We start from the raw sequence: 16909 nt of genomic DNA on the forward strand, positions 1-16909 counted from the left end.
CACCCGGACCCAGACACAGAGGACCCACACACACCCACCCACAATTCGACCAGCCCACACCATCCAACACGCGAGGCCCCCACAGTTTTATATACAGCTGTATGTCGGTTGAAGGGCGTCAGGCAGCAAGATAGGGTTTAATGCGTCGGGACACTGTAGGACCTGTGTCCTAAGCGATATGAGTTTTTCCTTGTCAAGTACCGTCGGCGCATTTATAGTAGTTGATGTTTCAATAAGACTTTGAAAGGAAACATCATGACTTCCGTTGCTATCGTTCTCGGTTCCGTACGCCCCGGCCGCGCTGGTGAGCAGGTCGTCCGTTGGATCGAGGAGCAGGCCCGTCAGGTCGACGGCGTTGCGACCGTCTTCTTCGATCTGCGCGACTATAATCTGCCGCTCTTTGCTGAGGAGATGCCCCCGTCGATGCAGGCTCCTGAGCTGCCTGAGGCCGTTCGTCTGCGCACGAACATCGAGGCGCAGGATGCTGTCCTTTTCGTGACCCCGGAGTACAACCACTCCGTCTCTGCGGTTCTGAAGAATGCAATCGACTACCTGCCCCCGGCGACGCTCAAGGATAAGGCGGTCGGCCTCGTTGGATACTCTTGGTACGGTGCCGCGAAGCCTCTTGAGCACCTGCGCGAGATTGTGTCGACGTTCGGTGCTGACGTTCGTGAGCAGCAAGTCGGTATCAACCTTGGTTCTGACTTCCAAGACGGCGTTTTCAAGCCCTCCGATGAGCTCAATGCTCAGATCCGCGAGCTCCTGACTTCGCTGGCCTGAGATGCGCCTGTGAGGGTCTAGTTAGCTCTCATGCTGACACTGAATGCTTCTCCCGCTGAGGAATGTAGTGAAACGGGTGGCTCGGCAGAAAAGCCGAGCCACCCGTTTCTCGTACGCTGGATTTAGATCCAGGATGGCAACCACATGTGTGCCCGCCAGAAGTCGTAGTCGACGACGTCGGCGCGCCACAGCGGCATGAAGTAGAGTGCGCATCCGAGGATCGCGACGATGAGGACCCCTGCCATGATGCGTCCGGTGATCACCGTGTGACGCGGCGGGAGAACGGCCTCGGGGACTCCATCCACCGTGACGAACCCGGCGAGCAGCGAGATCATCCAGGCGACCGCGAGGGCTACGAAGGGGACGAAGGCGACCGTGTAGAAGGTGAAGATCGTGCGGTGAGCGTAGAGAAGCCACGGAGCGTACAGCGCGAGATAGCCTGCCAGAATGACTCCCGAGCGCCAGTTTCGACACCACAGGGTCGCCACGATCACGACGAGCAACGCTCCGATGCCGATCCACCAGAGTAGAGGGTTGCCCAGGGCAACGACGTTTGTTGCGCAGTTGCCGGAGGCGCAGCCGGTAATCGTCGCGTCGTTAGCCCAGTGGAAGGAGGTCGGGCGCACCTGGGTGAGCCACATGTAGGGATTGGACTGGTAGGTGTGCGGGGTTGTCAGGCCGGTGTGGAACGTCCACATTTCCTTGTGGTACAGCCATAGGTCGGCGAGTGCGCCGGCGAAGCCTGGAATGCCCGAACGGCCGTGCCCGTGTGCCTGGGGGTGCATAAACCAGCCGATCCAGGAGGCGATGTAGGTCAGGATCGCGCTGGGGACCATCAGGATGAATGCCCACCAGACGTCGGCGATGAGAGCGCCCCGGATGGGGGAGGGGTGCCCGAGTCGCCAGCGGTAGGTGACTTCGCGAATTGCGACGAAAAGGCCGAGGCACGCCAGGACGTAGATTCCGGACCACTTGACCGAGGAGGCGAGGCCGCACAGGATGCCAGCAGCGAGCAACCAGGGGCGTCTGCCGGCATTGGGGCCGACCATGAAGCCGCGTCGGTCGCGTCCGCGCAGGAATTCACCCAGGTCGTGCCATCCGCCGCGCGGAGCGCCGATGCCGTCCCATGCGGTGAGCCTGTGCGCCAGCATCGGTCGGGACATCTGCTGGTCCTTGACGAAGCAGAAGAAGGCGGCAAGCGCGAACATTGCGAGGAAGCCGTCGAGGATAGAGGTGCGGCTCATGACGATGGCGATGCCGTCGGTTGCCAGGAAAAGCCCAGCGAGGAGGGTGAGGGCGGGGGAGCGGAACAGGTTCTGCGTGATCCGGCAGAGGAGAAACACGGTGATGATGCCGCAGATTGCGGTCGTGATGCGCCATCCCACGGGGTCTGTTTGCCCGAATATCTTCATGCCGATCGCAATGATCCACTTGCCGGTGGGCGGGTGGACGGGGTAGCCGCCCGCGGCGGAGAGCCCGGATACGTTGCCCGCGACGAAGGAGGCGTCGTAGTTGTTGGGCCACGTGCCCTCGTAGCCGAGCGTGAGCAGGGACCATGCGTCCTTCACGTAGTAGGTCTCGTCGAAAACGAGTGTGCGGACGTTGTCCAGGCCGGGCAGGCGGATGAGTGCTGCGACAATCGTCGCGATCGCGGTCGTCGCCCAGCCGGCGGCGGGGCTGTGGAGGCGGGCATGCCAGGGGCTTGGCTCGGTTGTCGACGAGGCCGTGGCTGGCTCCGTGACGACGGTCGCCGCAGGGGAGTCCTCTGCCGGTGACGAATCCGCAGGCACGGGGGCTGTCTGCCTCGCCTGCGTGTTGTCGGCTGTCTGGACGTGGGTATCGGGTGCCTCGGCGTCCTCGGATGTGTCGTGGTGTGCGTTCGTTGTGTCCATTACTGCCGAGTGTAGCTGTCTGCGCCAAGGCGTGAACAATTGCCTGCACGCCTGTTGAGGGGTGTGGGAGGATGTGCACTGTGACAGTCTTGAGAATTATTCTCGAATGATTCTATAATTTTCGGGTACCCGAAAATATCGTAGGAGCTATGATGATCCTCTCAACAGCTCGCCGTGCGGCTGTGGCCGTCCTGGGCCTCGCACTCGTACCCCTCGCGGCGTGCGCCCCCGCCTCCTCGGCTCACGGCCTTAAAATTGTCGCCACAACCACACAGATCTGCGACTACGTCACCCAGATCGCGGCGGCTTCCACCGACCTTTCCCTGGACAAAACCGACGCATCGGGCAAGCAATCCCACGTCGGCCCTGCCCCCGACAGTGCGGCCCTTACGATGAGCCTAACCTGCCTGCTGGCCCCCAATGCCTCGGCGCACGAGCATGAGATGACTCCCGCTCAGACCGCCGCCCTGGCCGAGGCCGACGTCATGGCCGTGTCCGGCGTCGACCTCGAGCACTTTCTCGACGACGCGGTTGCCTCCTCCGGCTTCCACGGACGCATGGTCGTCACCTCCGGTGTTCTGACTGCCGCTGACGTCGACAAGCCGGGTGCCCCCGACCCGCAGGCTCCCTACACGATTGACCGTGGCAACGAGCGCGTTGAGGTCGCCCCCTGGCCTTTCCCTCCGGAAAACGCGGGCGAGGAACCCGAATTCCGCTTCGACCCCCACGTGTGGACCTCGCCGGTGCGTGCCAGCATCCAGGTTGGTAACCTCGGCGCAGGCCTCGCTGCCGCCGCGCCCGACGCTGCCTCTTCGATCAACGCGGCCACGGCCTCGTACCTGGAGGACCTGGGTGCCCTCGACGCGTGGGTGGCGGAGTCGATCGAGACCGTGCCCGAAGGCCAGCGTGTCCTGTTCACCTCCCACGACGCCTTTGGATACTTCTCGGCTGACTACGGGATCCGCTTCATCGGCGCGGCCCTCACCGACTTCAACGATCAGCAGGACGCGACGGCCGACCACATTGCCTCCGCTGTGCAGGCCGTTAAGGACTCGGGCGCGGTCGCCCTCTTTGCTGAAAACTCCAACAATTCGAAGTCCATCGAGGCGATTGCGCGCGGTGCCGGCGTGACCCCTATCGTGGGCGACGACGCGCTCTACGGAGACTCGCTCGGCCCCGACGGGAGCGCCGGAGCCACCTACGTGGGATCGATCATCCACAATGTGCGCACGCTGACCGATGCGTGGGGAGGGACCGTCCCGGCGCTGCCCGAGCGGCTGGCGGGTCAGTGATGTCTCACCTCGTTTCTTTTCAGGATGCGGCGCTGGGGTATGGGAATACCCCGGCGCTGTCCGGCCTGACCCTCGACGTGGATGAGGGCCAGGCCCTGGCGCTTGTCGGTCCCAACGGCGGCGGCAAGACCACGCTTATGCGCGGCATTGTCGGCGGCTGCTCGCTCCTGTCGGGCAGCGTGCGCGTCGCCGCCTCGCGAATCGGTCTGGTCCCGCAGAGCGCCGACCTGGACCTAACCTTCCCGGTCAGTGCGTCCGAGGTCGTCACCATGGGACTCATTGCCGAGGCTGGGTGGGGTCGGCGCATCACCGCTGACATGCGGCGTCGGGTGGGGGAGGCCCTTGAGCGGGTCAACCTCTCCGACCGTGCTTCCCACCGATTCGGCACGCTCAGCGGCGGGCAGCGCCAGCGAGTCCTCGTGGCGCGCGCCCTCGTCGCCCGGCCCGAGCTGGTCATGATGGACGAACCCTTCAACGGCCTCGACGCGCCGAGCCGCGACATCATCACGGGTCTGATCGCCTCTCTGACCGGCGACGGGGTGGGCGTCGTCGTCTCCACGCACGACCTATCGCTCGCGCGCGACGTGTGCTCACGGGCGTGTGTGCTCGCCTCGCGGCTGGTGGCCCTCGGCCCAGTCGATGAGGCCTTGGCCCCCTCCGTGCTCGCGCGCGCCTACGGGTCGGGGGCCGACGAAGCGATAGCGGCGCTGTCATGATCGCTCCCTATCTGCTGCGTCCCATCATCGTCCTGGGATTGCTGGCCCTGGCAGCGGGGCCGGCCTCGACCCTCGTGAACCTGCGCCGCGCCGAGTTTGGTGCCGAGACCATGGTGCACGGCGTTTTTCCGGGCATCGTCGTCGGCATGGCCCTCGGCGGGCGCGAGGGGATTATCCCGGGTGGCGCGCTCTGTGCGGCGCTCATCGCCGCTTCGCTGACGGCGGCCTCGCGGCGTCCGCGCTCCTCCGAAGCGACTACGGCCGTGCTGCTGACCGCCTTCTTCTCGCTGGGCATCGTCATATCCCTGCGCATCGGTGACATGTCGGGACAGCTCGAATCGCTCATGTTCGGTCGCCTCCTCGACATCACGCCTTCCCGGATGTGGACGAGCGCCGCGGTGCTTGTCGTGGCCGCCGTGGTTCTAGCGCTCACGTGGCGCGCCCAGATCGCCGTCGCCTTCGACCGCGAGGCCGCGCGTGTGTCCGGCATCCCCGTCACCCGGATCGACATCGCCTTCAACGCCGCGCTCGGTGCCATCGTCGTCGCAGCCTCGACGGCCGTGGGCGTCCTCCTCGTCGTGGGCTACCTCATTGTGCCCGGTGCTTTTGGGCGCTTGCTGGCCGCGGGGACGCGCTCGATGGTGGCGTTGTCGGGTGCCTGCGCCCTGCTTGGCGGCTGGGCGGGCTTCGGCGTCGCGCTGGTGCGTGCACCCCGGCCCCTGTCCCCGCAGGCCTGCGTGGCCCTGGGCGTTCTCACCTGTTTCGCGCTCGCATGCGTGCTCCGGCAGCTGCGCGAGGTTCGCATGGGTCGGGACGAGGCCTCGGCGGGCTCTCAGGGAACCCTGACCGCGCGTGAAACGGTGCGTGAAACGGGAGATCGAGTCGGCGATAACGCGGCAAGCGTGCGTGAAACGGCGCGTGAAACGCGGGCCTCGGATCTGCTGGCGCTGGGGGAGGCATCGTGATCCTGAGCCTCCTCATCGTCCCCGCCCTGCACGTCACGCTCATCGGAGCGCTCAGCGGCCTCGTCGGCGCGTTCGCATACCTCGACCGGCGCATCTTCTTCGCCGAATCCGTCACCCACGGCACCTTCCCCGGCGCGGTCCTTGGCGTCGTCGTCGCTGCCAGCCTCGGCCTCGGCCATTCGGGCATGTCCGCCGCGCTCTACGTCGGTGCCTTCCTCGGGACGATCCCGCTGGTCGCACTCATGCGTTACCTCGCGTCGATCCCCGGGATCTCCAGCCAGGGGGCCGCCGGCATCGTCCTGACGGCGGGATTCGCCGCCGGGTACTTCCTGGCGACCTGGTTCAAGCCCCTGCCCCTCGCCGTCAGTTCCTTCCTGACCGGATCCGTCATGACCGTCTCGCCCGCGGATGTCTGGTGGGCTGGAGCCGTCCTGCTCCTCGCCTCGGTTCTCGTCGCCGTCGGACACCGCCAGCTCCTGGCCCACTGCTTCGACCCCGTCGAACCCGGCGCGGCGCACGGGGCTGCCCGCAACGAACGCATCATTCTCGGGCTCATCCTCGCCGCCGTCACCGTCGCGATCCCCGCCGTTGGCACTATTTTGTCGATTGCGCTCATCGCCGCCCCCGCTGCGGCGCTCGCGCCCAGTGCTCGCAGCGCCCGCTCCTTCCTCATCGGGTGCCCCCTCCTCGGGGCGGCCCTCGGCCTAGCTGGTCTGGGAATCGCCGTGCCCGCTCGCCTCAGCGCCGGCGGCACCATCGCGCTCCTGTGTGCGGGCGCCGTCCTGGCCTCGCGCCTGCCCGGCTGGGTGCGCGCGCGAGGTACCGCTCGCCCGCGCGCCGCGGTGGCCTTCCACTGAGGAAACCCGGGCCTCGGGGCTTCTCGGCATAAACGCCCGGCGTCGCGATGCGCGCGAAGGCCACCCAGGCCTCGTTCTCGAGCGTGGAGGTTGGGCGGCAGTCATCCGTTGTCCCTTCAAAAACCCCGATAAACGCGGCGTCTAGGCGCTCGGTGGGTGTCGATGCCTCCCTTCCCTCACTGAGCAGATCACAAGCAAATCTGCGCAGAGATCGTGACTCAAAATGCCTGGCGACCAGGGATGTTGAAAAAAGCGTTCCTGAGCAATTAGACTGAGAAAAAATTACGTTGTAGCGCGGTCAACGAGACCCGGAAGCGCGGGGGAGGCACGATGACAAAAACCAGCGCGCAGATCGTCGTTATTGACGACCACCGCGTCGTCGGCCTCGGCGTGAAGGCCGCATTCGAAGATCATGGTGCCGACGCATCCATTAGCTGGGCACCAACCGTCCGCGAAGCGTGGTGGAAGCGCGGGCAGGTCGCCATCCTCGACCTGCGCCTCGCCGACGGCTCTGCCCCCGACAAGAACATCGCGTACATCAACGGATACGGGATCCCCGTCGTCGTCTACACCTCCGGTGACGACCCCTACCTGGTGCGACGCGCGATCGCCGGCGGGGCCCTATCCATCATCCGCAAGACCGCGCCCCCCGACGACCTCGTCGAGGCCGTCCTCGCCGCCGCCGAAGGCATCACCTTTCCGACCCCGGATTGGGCCGCCGCACTCGACGCCGACGAAGACTTCGTCGCCGAACACCTCTCAGACCTCGAGGCGCACATCCTCGCCCACTACGCCTCCGGTGCGAGTTCCGCCTCCGTGGCGCGTGCCCTCAGCGTCTCCAAAAACACCGTCAACACCTACATCGCCCGAATCCGCGACAAATACAGGGAATCGGGACGCCCCGCCGAATCCCGCGTCGATCTCTTCCGACGCGCGGCTGAAGACGGCCTCGTCAGCTACTACGACTAATGCACCCGCGCGACCTCGGCCCCTATGCGCTGCACATGCAGCGCCTCATCGTCCTCGCCGCCGTCTGCGCCGCCGTCTGCACCACGATCCTCAGCGGACCCCAGCTGATCCCCGCCTCGGCCTCACCGTCCGACCTGGCGCAATGGGTGTTCTACTCACCGAACCTAATTCTTCCGCTCTGCGCCGGAGCGTGCGCGCTCTCCGCGATCATCAAGGCGGTAACCGCACGCAGACACACGTACATGTGGACCGATACCGGCTGGTTCATCCTCACGCGCCTCTACCTCGCGTGCTACCTGGCGCTCATCGTCGCGTGCGCGATCCTGCCAGCCATGCACCTCGGCTCCCCGGTGCCCCCAGTTTATGTCCACGCCATCGCCTCCGACACGAACCCGATCCTGGCGCTCTACCCACTCGCCGCGATCAGCAGCATCGCAGTCCTGCGCGGACGCTACACGGCCGCCTACCTCAGCGTCATTGCTCCACTGCAGATCATCGCCATGATGAGTGCCAACCCCGACAACAAACTACTCGAAACATCGGTCGGCCCCCTCTACTTCCTGCTCGTCGCCATGGCCAACGCGGGAATGCTCGAATGGACCCTCATGATCGTGCGCGGCCTCGACCAGACCCGCAGCAACGCACGCAACGCCGAGCGTGCGCTCGCGGGAGAACGCGCCCAGGGGCGCGCACGGGCACGTAGCAACGGTCTCATCCACGACTATGTGCTCTCGGCCCTGATTCTCGCGTGTCAACGAGGCATCGACAATAGTGAGGTACGCGCGGCAGCCCACTCCGCGCTGTGCGCCCTCGTCCCCGACCCACCCTCCAACGGGTTCATGGACGCCGCGCAGACGCGAGGGGCCTTCGAAGCCCTCGTACACCCTCAGCAGTCGCGCTGGAAGGTCACATGTCACCTTCCCGCTCAAGGCTGGCAGATCCCCGCCCAGGTGGGCACCGCTCTCGTCTCCGCGACCCATGAGGCGCTCAACAACGTTCGTCTCCACGCAGGATCTGACACCTCGGACCCGACCCAGCCTGCGCGCTGCCGTGTCGTCGTCTCAGCCGAGGCGGACTCCATACGCGTGACGATCACCGACACGGGACAGGGCTTCGACCTCGAACACCCCACCGAGGGACGTCACGGCGTCCGCCGCTCCATCGTCAATCGGATGGAGTCGGTCAGGGGACACGCAACCCTGGTCTCGCAACCCGGCGGAGGGACGTGCGTGACCCTGGAATGGCACGACCCCCAGAGTCGACGCTTCAGGCCGCGGCAGGCGATTCGCTCCGCCTTCGCCTGGCGGCCACACGCAGGCGCGAACGACAAAGACCCGTCGCGCACCGCGTGGGATTCGCAGGTCCGCGCGGCCGCAGAGTCGCGCGGCGCGCGGCTGCTTGTTCTGGTCGGCGTTGTGTTTCATAGCTATATGGTGGCGATCGAATTCAGTCACGGGGCCTACTCACATAGGGGTCCCGTCATCCTCTCCCTCGCTATCATGGCGGTCGCAGGAACCCTGTTGGTGGCACCGTGGCCCGACCGCGTGCCCCCGAAGCTCGTGACGTGGGGGAGTGCTGCTGTGATCGGCATTTCCAACTTGCTGACGCTCGTCCCGATTCGGGGCGCGTCGGAATGGCCAGGCTGGTCCGGGTGGAGCGCGGGCGCATCGATGTTCCTTGCCGCGCTGCTCCTCCTGCGTCAGCGCATGGCCGAGGCCGTCGTTGGTTGCGTTGGCCTGGTGGCCGCGGTCGCCGCCTGGGCCGCGCTCTCGGGGAGGTCGCCCGGCCTCGTCTTTACCTTCACGATCGGCCACATCATTATGTTCATCTTCTGGTTCGCTCTCGTGTCATGGTCGGGTACTGCGACCTCCGCGATTGAGCGATCCCTCAAAGCTGAGGAGCAGGCGCGCCTGGAGAGGGAACTGCAGGTGAGCATTAATTCGGCCATGGCGGTCAAGCTCGCCGATGTGTCTGTTCGCGTGCGGGGGACCCTCGAAGCGCTCCGAGACGAGGAAGTGACGCCTGAGATCGTCATGGAGGCGCGTCTGCTCGAGGCGGAGCTGCGCGACGAGATCCGCGCTCCCTTCTTTACCGGGACCGCCGTCGTGGAGGCGGCGCGTCGCGCGCGAGGACGAGGGGTCGAGGTCCTTCTGCTTGATGACCGCGGCAACGGGGACCGTGGGGAGGATAAGGAGAATGAGGCCCGGCTGCGTGACCTCATCGTGACGCGGGCAACCACCGCACTTGACGAGGCCGTGGCCGGGCGCGTCGTCGTGCGTGTCTGTCCCGCTGGCAGACGGTGGGCCGCGACGATCCTCACCGACGCGGGGCTGGCCGTCGTGGAGGCTGAGGCGAGCACCGTCGAGGCGGGGAAAGGAACTCTTCGCATGTGAGGGTGCAGGGGTGGGGTTCGGCGTGTCGTGGCCGTGTAGGGGTCGTGGTCTTTCGATGATAGAGATTCCTACACCGTCCATCTGAAAGACCTCGACACGTCCAATTCTGCCTTCTCGCGCCACGTCAGCCCTTGGGAGTGCTTGGCTCTCCCCTTGTACAACTTCTCGTACAGTCCTGCGCTCTCGAGTGAACCCGCGTCGTGCGTGCACCGGAAAGCAGTGAGACGATACCGGCATGGAAGCCGCGACCGACCAGAACCATCCCGCCGAACCCGCCCAGGCCTCGTCCCCGACGACCCACGGCGGGCGCGGACCCCAGTCCTACCGGCAGGATCCCGGTTCCATCCTGCTGGTCGCCACCCCCATCGGTGACGTGCGCGACGCGTCCCCGCGCGTCGTCGAAGCCTTGCAAGGGGCAGACATCGTCGCCGCCGAGGACACGCGCCGGGCCCGGGCCCTGGCCTCGCGCCTGGGTATCAAGCTGGGCGGTCGCCTGATCGCCCTGCACGACCACAACGAGGCCGAGAAGGCCGCGAGCATCGTCGAGGCGGCCAGGGGAGGGGCGCGCGTCGTCTTCGTGTCCGACGCGGGCATGCCCACCGTCTCCGACCCGGGATTCCGCCTGGCGTGCGCCGCCATCGACGCGGGCGTCCCGCTGTCCGTCCTGCCCGGCCCTTCCGCGCCGCTCGTCGCCCTCGCACTGTCCGGCCTGCCCTCCGACCGCTTCGCCTTCGAGGGGTTCCTGCCGCGCAAGGACGGGGAAGCCACGCGCTACCTGCAGGACCTAGCTACCGACCCGCACACGCTCATCTTCTTCGAGTCCCCCAGGCGCGCAGCCGCCACACTCACTCGCATGGCCGAGGTGCTGGGCGGCGACCGCCGCGCAGCCCTGTGCCGCGAACTTACGAAAGACTACGAGGAAGTGCGCCGCGGCACGCTCGGGGAACTCGCGGAGGGGGCGGACAGCATCCTCGGTGAAGTGACCATCGTCGTCGCCGGATACGAACGCAGCGCGCGCGCAGAAGACCACGTCGGCGCGGTCCTCGCGCTCGCGGCTGAGGGCATGCGCCTGAAAGACGCCGCCGCCGAGGTTGCCGCCGCAACGGGCGCGCGCAAGAACGACCTCTACAAGGCGGCCCTCGCCGCGAAGTGACGAGGCCCGGGCGTGGATCTGCGATCAGCGTGGCCCACGCGGATAGGTTATCGCCTCGTGGATAGGTTAATAACCTATCCGGATGCCCTGTTTCCTATCCGCACGTGCGCAAGCTATCCACAAGCGTGCGCCTACCGGCTGCGATGCGGCAGCACCCGAGTCTCAGACGAGCAAGACGCCCTCCGTCATCATCCACTCGCGGGCCGATGCGCCCAGCTCCTCGGAGACGGGGGCAGTCAGCTCGCGCAGGACACGCGTGGGGAATCCGGCGCGGACAGCGTCCACGGCCGTGCATGCGACGCAGTGCGACTCGGCCAGGCCCACGACATCAACCTCGGTGACGCCGGCGGCGCGCAGCGCCTCCTCCAGCGTCTTGCCGTCCTCGGTCGTTCCCTCGAAGCCTGAGTAAGCGGCCTCGTACTGGCCCTTCTTCACCGTCACGTCCGCGTTCACGTTCGCGAGCGCCGGATGCAGCTCGGCCTCGTCCGTGCCCGCCACGCCGTGCGGGGGCCACGTGTCCACGAAATCCGGCGTCTCGGAGAAGTGCGCGCCCGGATCGATGTGCCAATCCTGCGTCGTCACGATCAGCTGGTAGTCCCCGCGGTGGGCCTCCACGTAGGCGGCTACGGCCTCCGCGACCGCGTTGCCTCCCGTCACCGGGAGGGCACCGCCCTCGCAGAACGTAGGCTGAACATCGACGATAATGAGCGCGCGGGTCATGTTTCCTCCATGAATGTGGCGTTTTCGCCAGGATAGCACCACGGTGACTTCCTTCGGAGGGCGTGGCTATCCCGCAACAAGCCGCCAATTCCCCCCTTCGAGCGTGCCAGGCAGTATTGTTAGTGACTATGAGTCGTATTCTGTCCGCCGTCGCATGGCCCTACGCCAACGGCCCCCGTCATATTGGCCACGTAGCGGGATTCGGTGTCCCCTCCGACGTTTTCTCCCGGTACATGCGAATGGCCGGGCACGACGTGCTCATGGTGTCCGGCACCGACGAGCACGGCACGCCGATCCTGGTGGCCGCCGACGGCGCGGGCATGAGCGCTCGCGAACTCGCGGATCAGAACAACCGCCTCATCGTCGAGGACCTCGTGGCCCTCGGCCTGTCCTATGACCTGTTCACCCGCACGACCGCCGGCAACCACTACCGCGTCGTCCAGGACATGTTCGCCACCGTGCGTGACAACGGCTACATGATCGAGCAGGTCACGCGAGCCGCCATCTCCCCGTCCACTGGCCGCACTCTGCCCGACCGCTACATCGAGGGCACCTGCCCGATCTGTGGTGCCGAGGGGGCGCGCGGCGACCAGTGCGACAACTGCGGCAACCAGATGGACCCGACCGAGCTCATCAACCCGCACTCGCGCATCAACGGTGAGACCCCTAACTTCGTGGAGTCCGTCCACTACTTCCTCGACCTGCCCGCCCTGGCCGATGCCCTGTCCGCCTGGCTGGATGAACGCGAGCAGTCGGGCACGTGGCGTCCCAACGTCATCAAGTTCTCCCAGAACTTCCTGGAAGACATCCGCCCCCGCGCCATGACGCGCGACATCGACTGGGGCATTCCGGTCCCCGGCTGGGAGGACCAGCCCACCAAGCGTCTGTACGTGTGGTTCGACGCCGTCATCGGCTACCTGAGCGCCTCCATCGAGTGGGCGCGCCGCACCGGCGACCCCGAGGCGTGGCGCAAGTGGTGGAATGACCCCGAGGCCCTGTCTTACTACTTTATGGGCAAGGACAATATCGTCTTCCACTCCCAGATCTGGCCCGCCGAGCTGCTCGGCTACAACGGCCAGGGCGCGAAGGGGGGTGCTCCCGGTGACCTGGGCGTCCTGAACCTGCCCACCGAGGTCGTCTCGTCTGAGTTCCTCACCATGGAGGGCAAGAAGTTCTCCTCCTCGCACGGCATCGTCATCTACGTGCGTGACTTCCTCTCGCGCTACCAGGCCGACGCCCTGCGTTACTTCATCAGCGCGGCCGGCCCCGAGACCTCGGACTCCGACTTCACGTGGGCCGAGTTCGTGCGCCGCACCAACGGCGAGCTCGTCGCCGGCTGGGGCAACCTGGTCAACCGCACGGCCTCTATGATCGCCAAGAAGTTCGGCGAGATCCCGGCCCCCGGTGAGCTGCAGGACATCGACCGCGCCCTCCTGGACGCCATCGAGGCCGGTTTCGAGACCGTCGGCAACCTGATCCGCCACCACCGCCAGAAGGCGGCGCTGTCCGAGGCCATGCGCCTGGTCGGCGAGGCCAACAAGTACGTGACCGACACGGCCCCCTTCAAACTCAAGGCCCCCGAGGAACGCGAGCGCCTCGCGACCGTGCTGTGGACCCTCGCTCAGGCCGTCGCGGACCTCAACCTCATGCTCTCCCCGTTCCTGCCTCACGCGGCCAATGACATCGACCGCGTCATGGGCGGCAGCGGCGAGATCGCACCCATGCCTCGTATCGAGGAGGTCGTCGAGCTCGACCCGCAGGTCCTGCCTGCCGACTTCGAAGGCCGAAGCGGCTACCCGATCATCACGGGCGACTACACGAACGTGCCGACCTGGGAGCGCCACGCGATCACCGTGGGCACTCCGATTGCCAAGCCCACGCCCGTCTTCGTCAAGCTCGACGAAGCAATCGTCGAGGAGGAGCTTGCCCGCTACGCGGACGCTCACCCCGACGACGTGACGGGTGCCTGATCTGGGTTTTCCTTGAAATATCGCCCTTTGTAACAATTGTGGCGTACGTTTGACAGCGCGCGGGCGGGACAGATGTGTCCCGCCCGCGCGTTCGTCTATGCGAGGATGTTACCTTGTGGTCATGGCCGAAGATTTTCTCGCGTCCGCCCTCGCTGCCGAGGCCTCGTCGCGCGCCCCTCACGATCCCGACTACCCGCTCTTCCACGTCGCGCCCCCGGTGGGACGACTGAACGACCCGAACGGCCTCATTGAGGTTGGCGGGACGTACCACGCCTTCTTCCAGTACACGCCCGAGCACCCGCGCAAGCTCGTCTACTGGGGCCACGCCACCTCGCGCGACCTGACCCGGTGGGACTACCACGCTCCCGCGATCCTGCCCGACACTCACCAGGACGCGAACGGTGCCTACTCGGGCACCGCGATTGAGGTCGGCGACCACGTCGAGCTGTGGTACACCGGCAACTACAAGGACCCCGAGACGGGGGAGCGCGAGGCCACCCAGTGCGTCGTCACCTCGACCGACATGGAGCACTTTAAGAAGCTGGTGCCCCCGGTCATCGCCCGCCAGCCCGAGGGCTACACCGCTCACTTCCGCGACCCGCAGGTGTGGCGCGATGTGGACGGATCCTATCGGATGCTGCTCGGCGTCCAGCGCGAGAACCTCACGGGCGCGGCTCTGCTCTACCGCTCCTCGGACTTGCGTGCGTGGGAGTGCGAGGGGGAGATGACCTTCCCGGACGCCGGCGGTGCGTTCGACGCGTTCGGCTACATGTGGGAGTGTCCCAACCTAGTGCGCCTCGTCGACGAAGAGACGGGTGAGGCGCGCGACGTCCTCATCATCTGCCCGCAGGGCATTTCGCCGGAGCGCGAGGGCTTCGAGAATGTCTTCCCGTGCATCGCCATCGTCGGCGAGCTCGTCGGGACCGAGCTGCGGGGCGCCGACGGCTCCTTCGAGGAGCTCGACCGAGGCACCGAGTTCTACGCGCCCCAGGTCATGGCCCGCTCCGCTTCTTCTGACCCGGGCGCACCGACGCTCCTCTTCGGCTGGGCGGGCAACGCCGGCGAGGACGACCAGCCCTCCATCGAGACCGGCGGCTGGGTGCACTGCTTCACTGCCCCGCGCGCCCTGACCCTGCGCAGCGGACGCGTCATCGCCCGCCCGTACCTGCCGGGCCTGCCCCTCGCGCCCGCCACCCTCGAGGGCGCACCAACGGACGCGGCCGGTGCTCGCGTTGCCGAGCTGGAGGGGTCGCGTTCGTGGCGCCTAGCCTTCGACGCCTCCTACGAGGGGGCGCTGTCCGTTCGCATCGGCTCCGATTCTGGCCTGTCGATCACTCTGGAGGAGGGGCGCCTGACCGTCGACCTGTCGGGCACGCGCTACCCCCACGGTGGCCGCCGCATCGTCACCCTGGATGCGGGGGAGGCCAGCCGCGTGGAGATCCTCCACGACCGCTCCATCACCGAGATCTACTTGGGTGACGGCTCCCGCGTCTTCACGACCCGCACCTTCCTGCAGGGGGAGGGTGCCGGAGTGACGCTCTCGGGTGCCGCCTCCGTGACGAATGTGAGCGCCGTGCGCGCCGACTGAGCGACCCAAAGACGAGGCCGTGGCTGCGTGGTGGCCACGGCCTCGTCCTATGTGTCGGGAGTCTCAGTGCCCGGGCGTGAGATTTTTTCTCATCACCTTGCTAAGTAAGGTTCCGCGCTCTACTATGTCAATCGATTGCTACACACTGCCCAGTACGATGCGGACAATGACGTACTGCGTGGGTTTTTCAGAAAGGAATGTGGTCAGCAATGGATCATGCCAAGGTGGCAGGGGAGGTCGTCGAAGCAGTCGGCGGTGCCTCCAACATCAGCGCAGCAGCTCACTGCGCGACACGTCTCCGTCTGGTGATCGCGGATCAGTCCAAGATCAATCAGCAGGCTCTCGACGACAACGAAGATCTGAAGGGCACGTTCGCTGCCGGCGGCATGTTCCAGATCATCGTCGGCCCCGGCGACGTCGACCAGGTTTACGCTCACATGGTTTCCGACCATGGCGTGCGCGAGGTCTCCAAGGATGAGGCCAAGGAGGAAGCCGAAAAGGGCGGCAACCTCTTCTCGCGTTTCATTAAGATGATCGCCGACATCTTCGTTCCGATCCTCCCGGCGCTGGTCGCCGGCGGTCTGATGATGGCTATCAACAACGTCATGACCGCTGAGGGCCTGTTCGGCGAGAAGTCCCTCACCACCATGTACCCGGCGATCGCGGACTACGCGGCCCTCATCAACATGGTCTCCTCCGCCGCCTTCGCTTCCCTGCCCGTGCTCGTCGGCTTCTCCGCCGCCAAGCGCTTCGGCGGCAACGTCTACCTGGGTGCCGCAATCGGTGCGGCCATGGTGTCCTCCGACCTGCTCAACGCCTGGAACACGGGCGCGGCGCTGGCCGGTGAGCAAACGGTTAGCTACTGGCACATCTTCGGCATGGACGTCGCCAAGATCGGCTACCAGGCGCAGGTTATCCCCACCCTGGCCGTCACCTACGTCATGTGCCTCATCGAGAAGAACCTGCACAAGGTCCTCAAGGGCACCGCAGACTTCCTGCTCACCCCGCTCATCACGATGCTGGTCACCGGCTTCCTGGCCTTCACGATCATCGGCCCCGTCACCCGCGTGGTCGCCGAGTACCTGACCTGGGGCATCAACTGGACGTACACGACGCTCGGCGTGTTCGGCGGTCTGCTCTTCGGTTTCGTCTACAGCCCCATCGTGGTCACCGGTCTGCACCAGTCCTTCCCCGCCATCGAAATCCCGCTGCTGCCTGTTAACGGCGGCGTCGGTGACTTCATCTTCCCCGTCGCTTCCATGGCGAACGTTGCACAGGGCGCGGCCGCTCTGGCCATCTTCTTCAAGACCCGCGACGCCAAGCTCAAGGGCCTGGCCGGTGCCGGTGGTGCATCCGCCGTCTTCGGTATCACCGAGCCCGCGATCTTCGGTGTCAACCTGCGCCTGCGCTGGCCCTTCTTCTGCGCCATGGCCGCAGCCGCCATCGGCTCCGCTGGCGTCGCTCTGCTGAACGTGCGCGGCCAGGCCCTGGGTGCCGCCGGCTTCGTCGGCTTCGTGTCGATCGTGCCCAAGTCGATCCCCGCGTACCTCGCCCTCGAGATCCTCGTGTTCGTCCTGTCCTTCGGCTTCACCTTCGCCTACGCCATGACGCGCG

General features: G+C 66.2%; 13 protein-coding genes. 11 read left to right on the forward strand and 2 right to left on the reverse strand.

The window, feature by feature from the left end:
* Positions 1–255: 255 nt before the first annotated feature.
* Positions 256–780, forward strand: a complete 525-nt coding sequence (locus HMPREF1136_RS04425; protein WP_009648140.1) for an NADPH-dependent FMN reductase — start codon at positions 256–258, stop codon at positions 778–780.
* 122 nt (positions 781–902) lie between these two features.
* On the opposite strand, the gene HMPREF1136_RS04430 is transcribed toward HMPREF1136_RS04425, so the two are convergent.
* On the reverse strand, positions 903–2672 hold the full coding sequence (locus HMPREF1136_RS04430) for a phospholipid carrier-dependent glycosyltransferase (protein WP_009648134.1): 1770 nt from the start codon (positions 2670–2672) through the stop codon (positions 903–905).
* Positions 2673–2824: 152 nt separating this feature from the next.
* Between HMPREF1136_RS04430 and HMPREF1136_RS04435 the strand changes: the two genes are divergently transcribed.
* From HMPREF1136_RS04435 to rsmI, 7 genes are all read left to right on the forward strand, one after another.
* Positions 2825–3964, forward strand: a complete 1140-nt coding sequence (locus HMPREF1136_RS04435; RefSeq protein WP_009648142.1) for a metal ABC transporter substrate-binding protein — start codon at positions 2825–2827, stop codon at positions 3962–3964.
* A complete protein-coding gene (locus HMPREF1136_RS04440; protein WP_009648132.1) occupies positions 3964–4680 on the forward strand; it encodes a metal ABC transporter ATP-binding protein in 717 nt (238 codons plus the stop codon). The genes HMPREF1136_RS04435 and HMPREF1136_RS04440 overlap by 1 nt, the downstream gene beginning before the upstream one ends.
* A complete protein-coding gene (locus HMPREF1136_RS04445) occupies positions 4677–5645 on the forward strand; it encodes a metal ABC transporter permease (RefSeq protein ID WP_009648135.1) in 969 nt (322 codons plus the stop codon). Before HMPREF1136_RS04440 ends, HMPREF1136_RS04445 begins: the two co-directional genes overlap by 4 nt.
* Positions 5642–6502: a metal ABC transporter permease gene (locus tag HMPREF1136_RS04450; RefSeq protein ID WP_009648139.1), complete on the forward strand. Its 861-nt coding sequence runs from the start codon at positions 5642–5644 to the stop codon at positions 6500–6502. Before HMPREF1136_RS04445 ends, HMPREF1136_RS04450 begins: the two co-directional genes overlap by 4 nt.
* A gap of 330 nt (positions 6503–6832) precedes the next feature.
* Complete coding sequence (locus HMPREF1136_RS04455; protein WP_009648131.1) at positions 6833–7471, forward strand: DNA-binding response regulator; 639 nt, start codon at positions 6833–6835, stop codon at positions 7469–7471.
* Positions 7471–9864: a sensor histidine kinase gene (locus HMPREF1136_RS04460; RefSeq protein WP_009648137.1), complete on the forward strand. Its 2394-nt coding sequence runs from the start codon at positions 7471–7473 to the stop codon at positions 9862–9864. Before HMPREF1136_RS04455 ends, HMPREF1136_RS04460 begins: the two co-directional genes overlap by 1 nt.
* A 235-nt stretch (positions 9865–10099) precedes the next feature.
* Complete coding sequence (rsmI, locus tag HMPREF1136_RS04465) at positions 10100–11017, forward strand: 16S rRNA (cytidine(1402)-2'-O)-methyltransferase (RefSeq protein ID WP_009648144.1); 918 nt, start codon at positions 10100–10102, stop codon at positions 11015–11017.
* Between the two features lie 162 nt (positions 11018–11179).
* Here rsmI and HMPREF1136_RS04470 read toward each other — a convergent pair whose 3' ends face one another.
* Complete coding sequence (locus HMPREF1136_RS04470; protein ID WP_034504898.1) at positions 11180–11737, reverse strand: isochorismatase family protein; 558 nt, start codon at positions 11735–11737, stop codon at positions 11180–11182.
* Positions 11738–11865: 128 nt separating this feature from the next.
* On the opposite strand from HMPREF1136_RS04470, the gene metG reads away from it, so the two are divergent.
* The 3 genes from metG to HMPREF1136_RS04485 all read left to right on the forward strand — a co-directional run.
* Complete coding sequence (metG, locus tag HMPREF1136_RS04475; RefSeq protein WP_034504901.1) at positions 11866–13707, forward strand: methionine--tRNA ligase; 1842 nt, start codon at positions 11866–11868, stop codon at positions 13705–13707.
* Positions 13708–13828: 121 nt separating this feature from the next.
* On the forward strand, positions 13829–15295 hold the full coding sequence (locus tag HMPREF1136_RS04480) for a glycoside hydrolase family 32 protein (protein ID WP_034504904.1): 1467 nt from the start codon (positions 13829–13831) through the stop codon (positions 15293–15295).
* A gap of 209 nt (positions 15296–15504) precedes the next feature.
* Positions 15505–16909, forward strand: a 1405-nt coding sequence (locus tag HMPREF1136_RS04485; protein WP_009648138.1) for a sucrose-specific PTS transporter subunit IIBC, incomplete at its 3' end; no start/stop codon positions are given.

The organism is Actinomyces sp. ICM47 (assembly GCF_000278725.1).
Taxonomy (GTDB): domain Bacteria; phylum Actinomycetota; class Actinomycetes; order Actinomycetales; family Actinomycetaceae; genus Pauljensenia.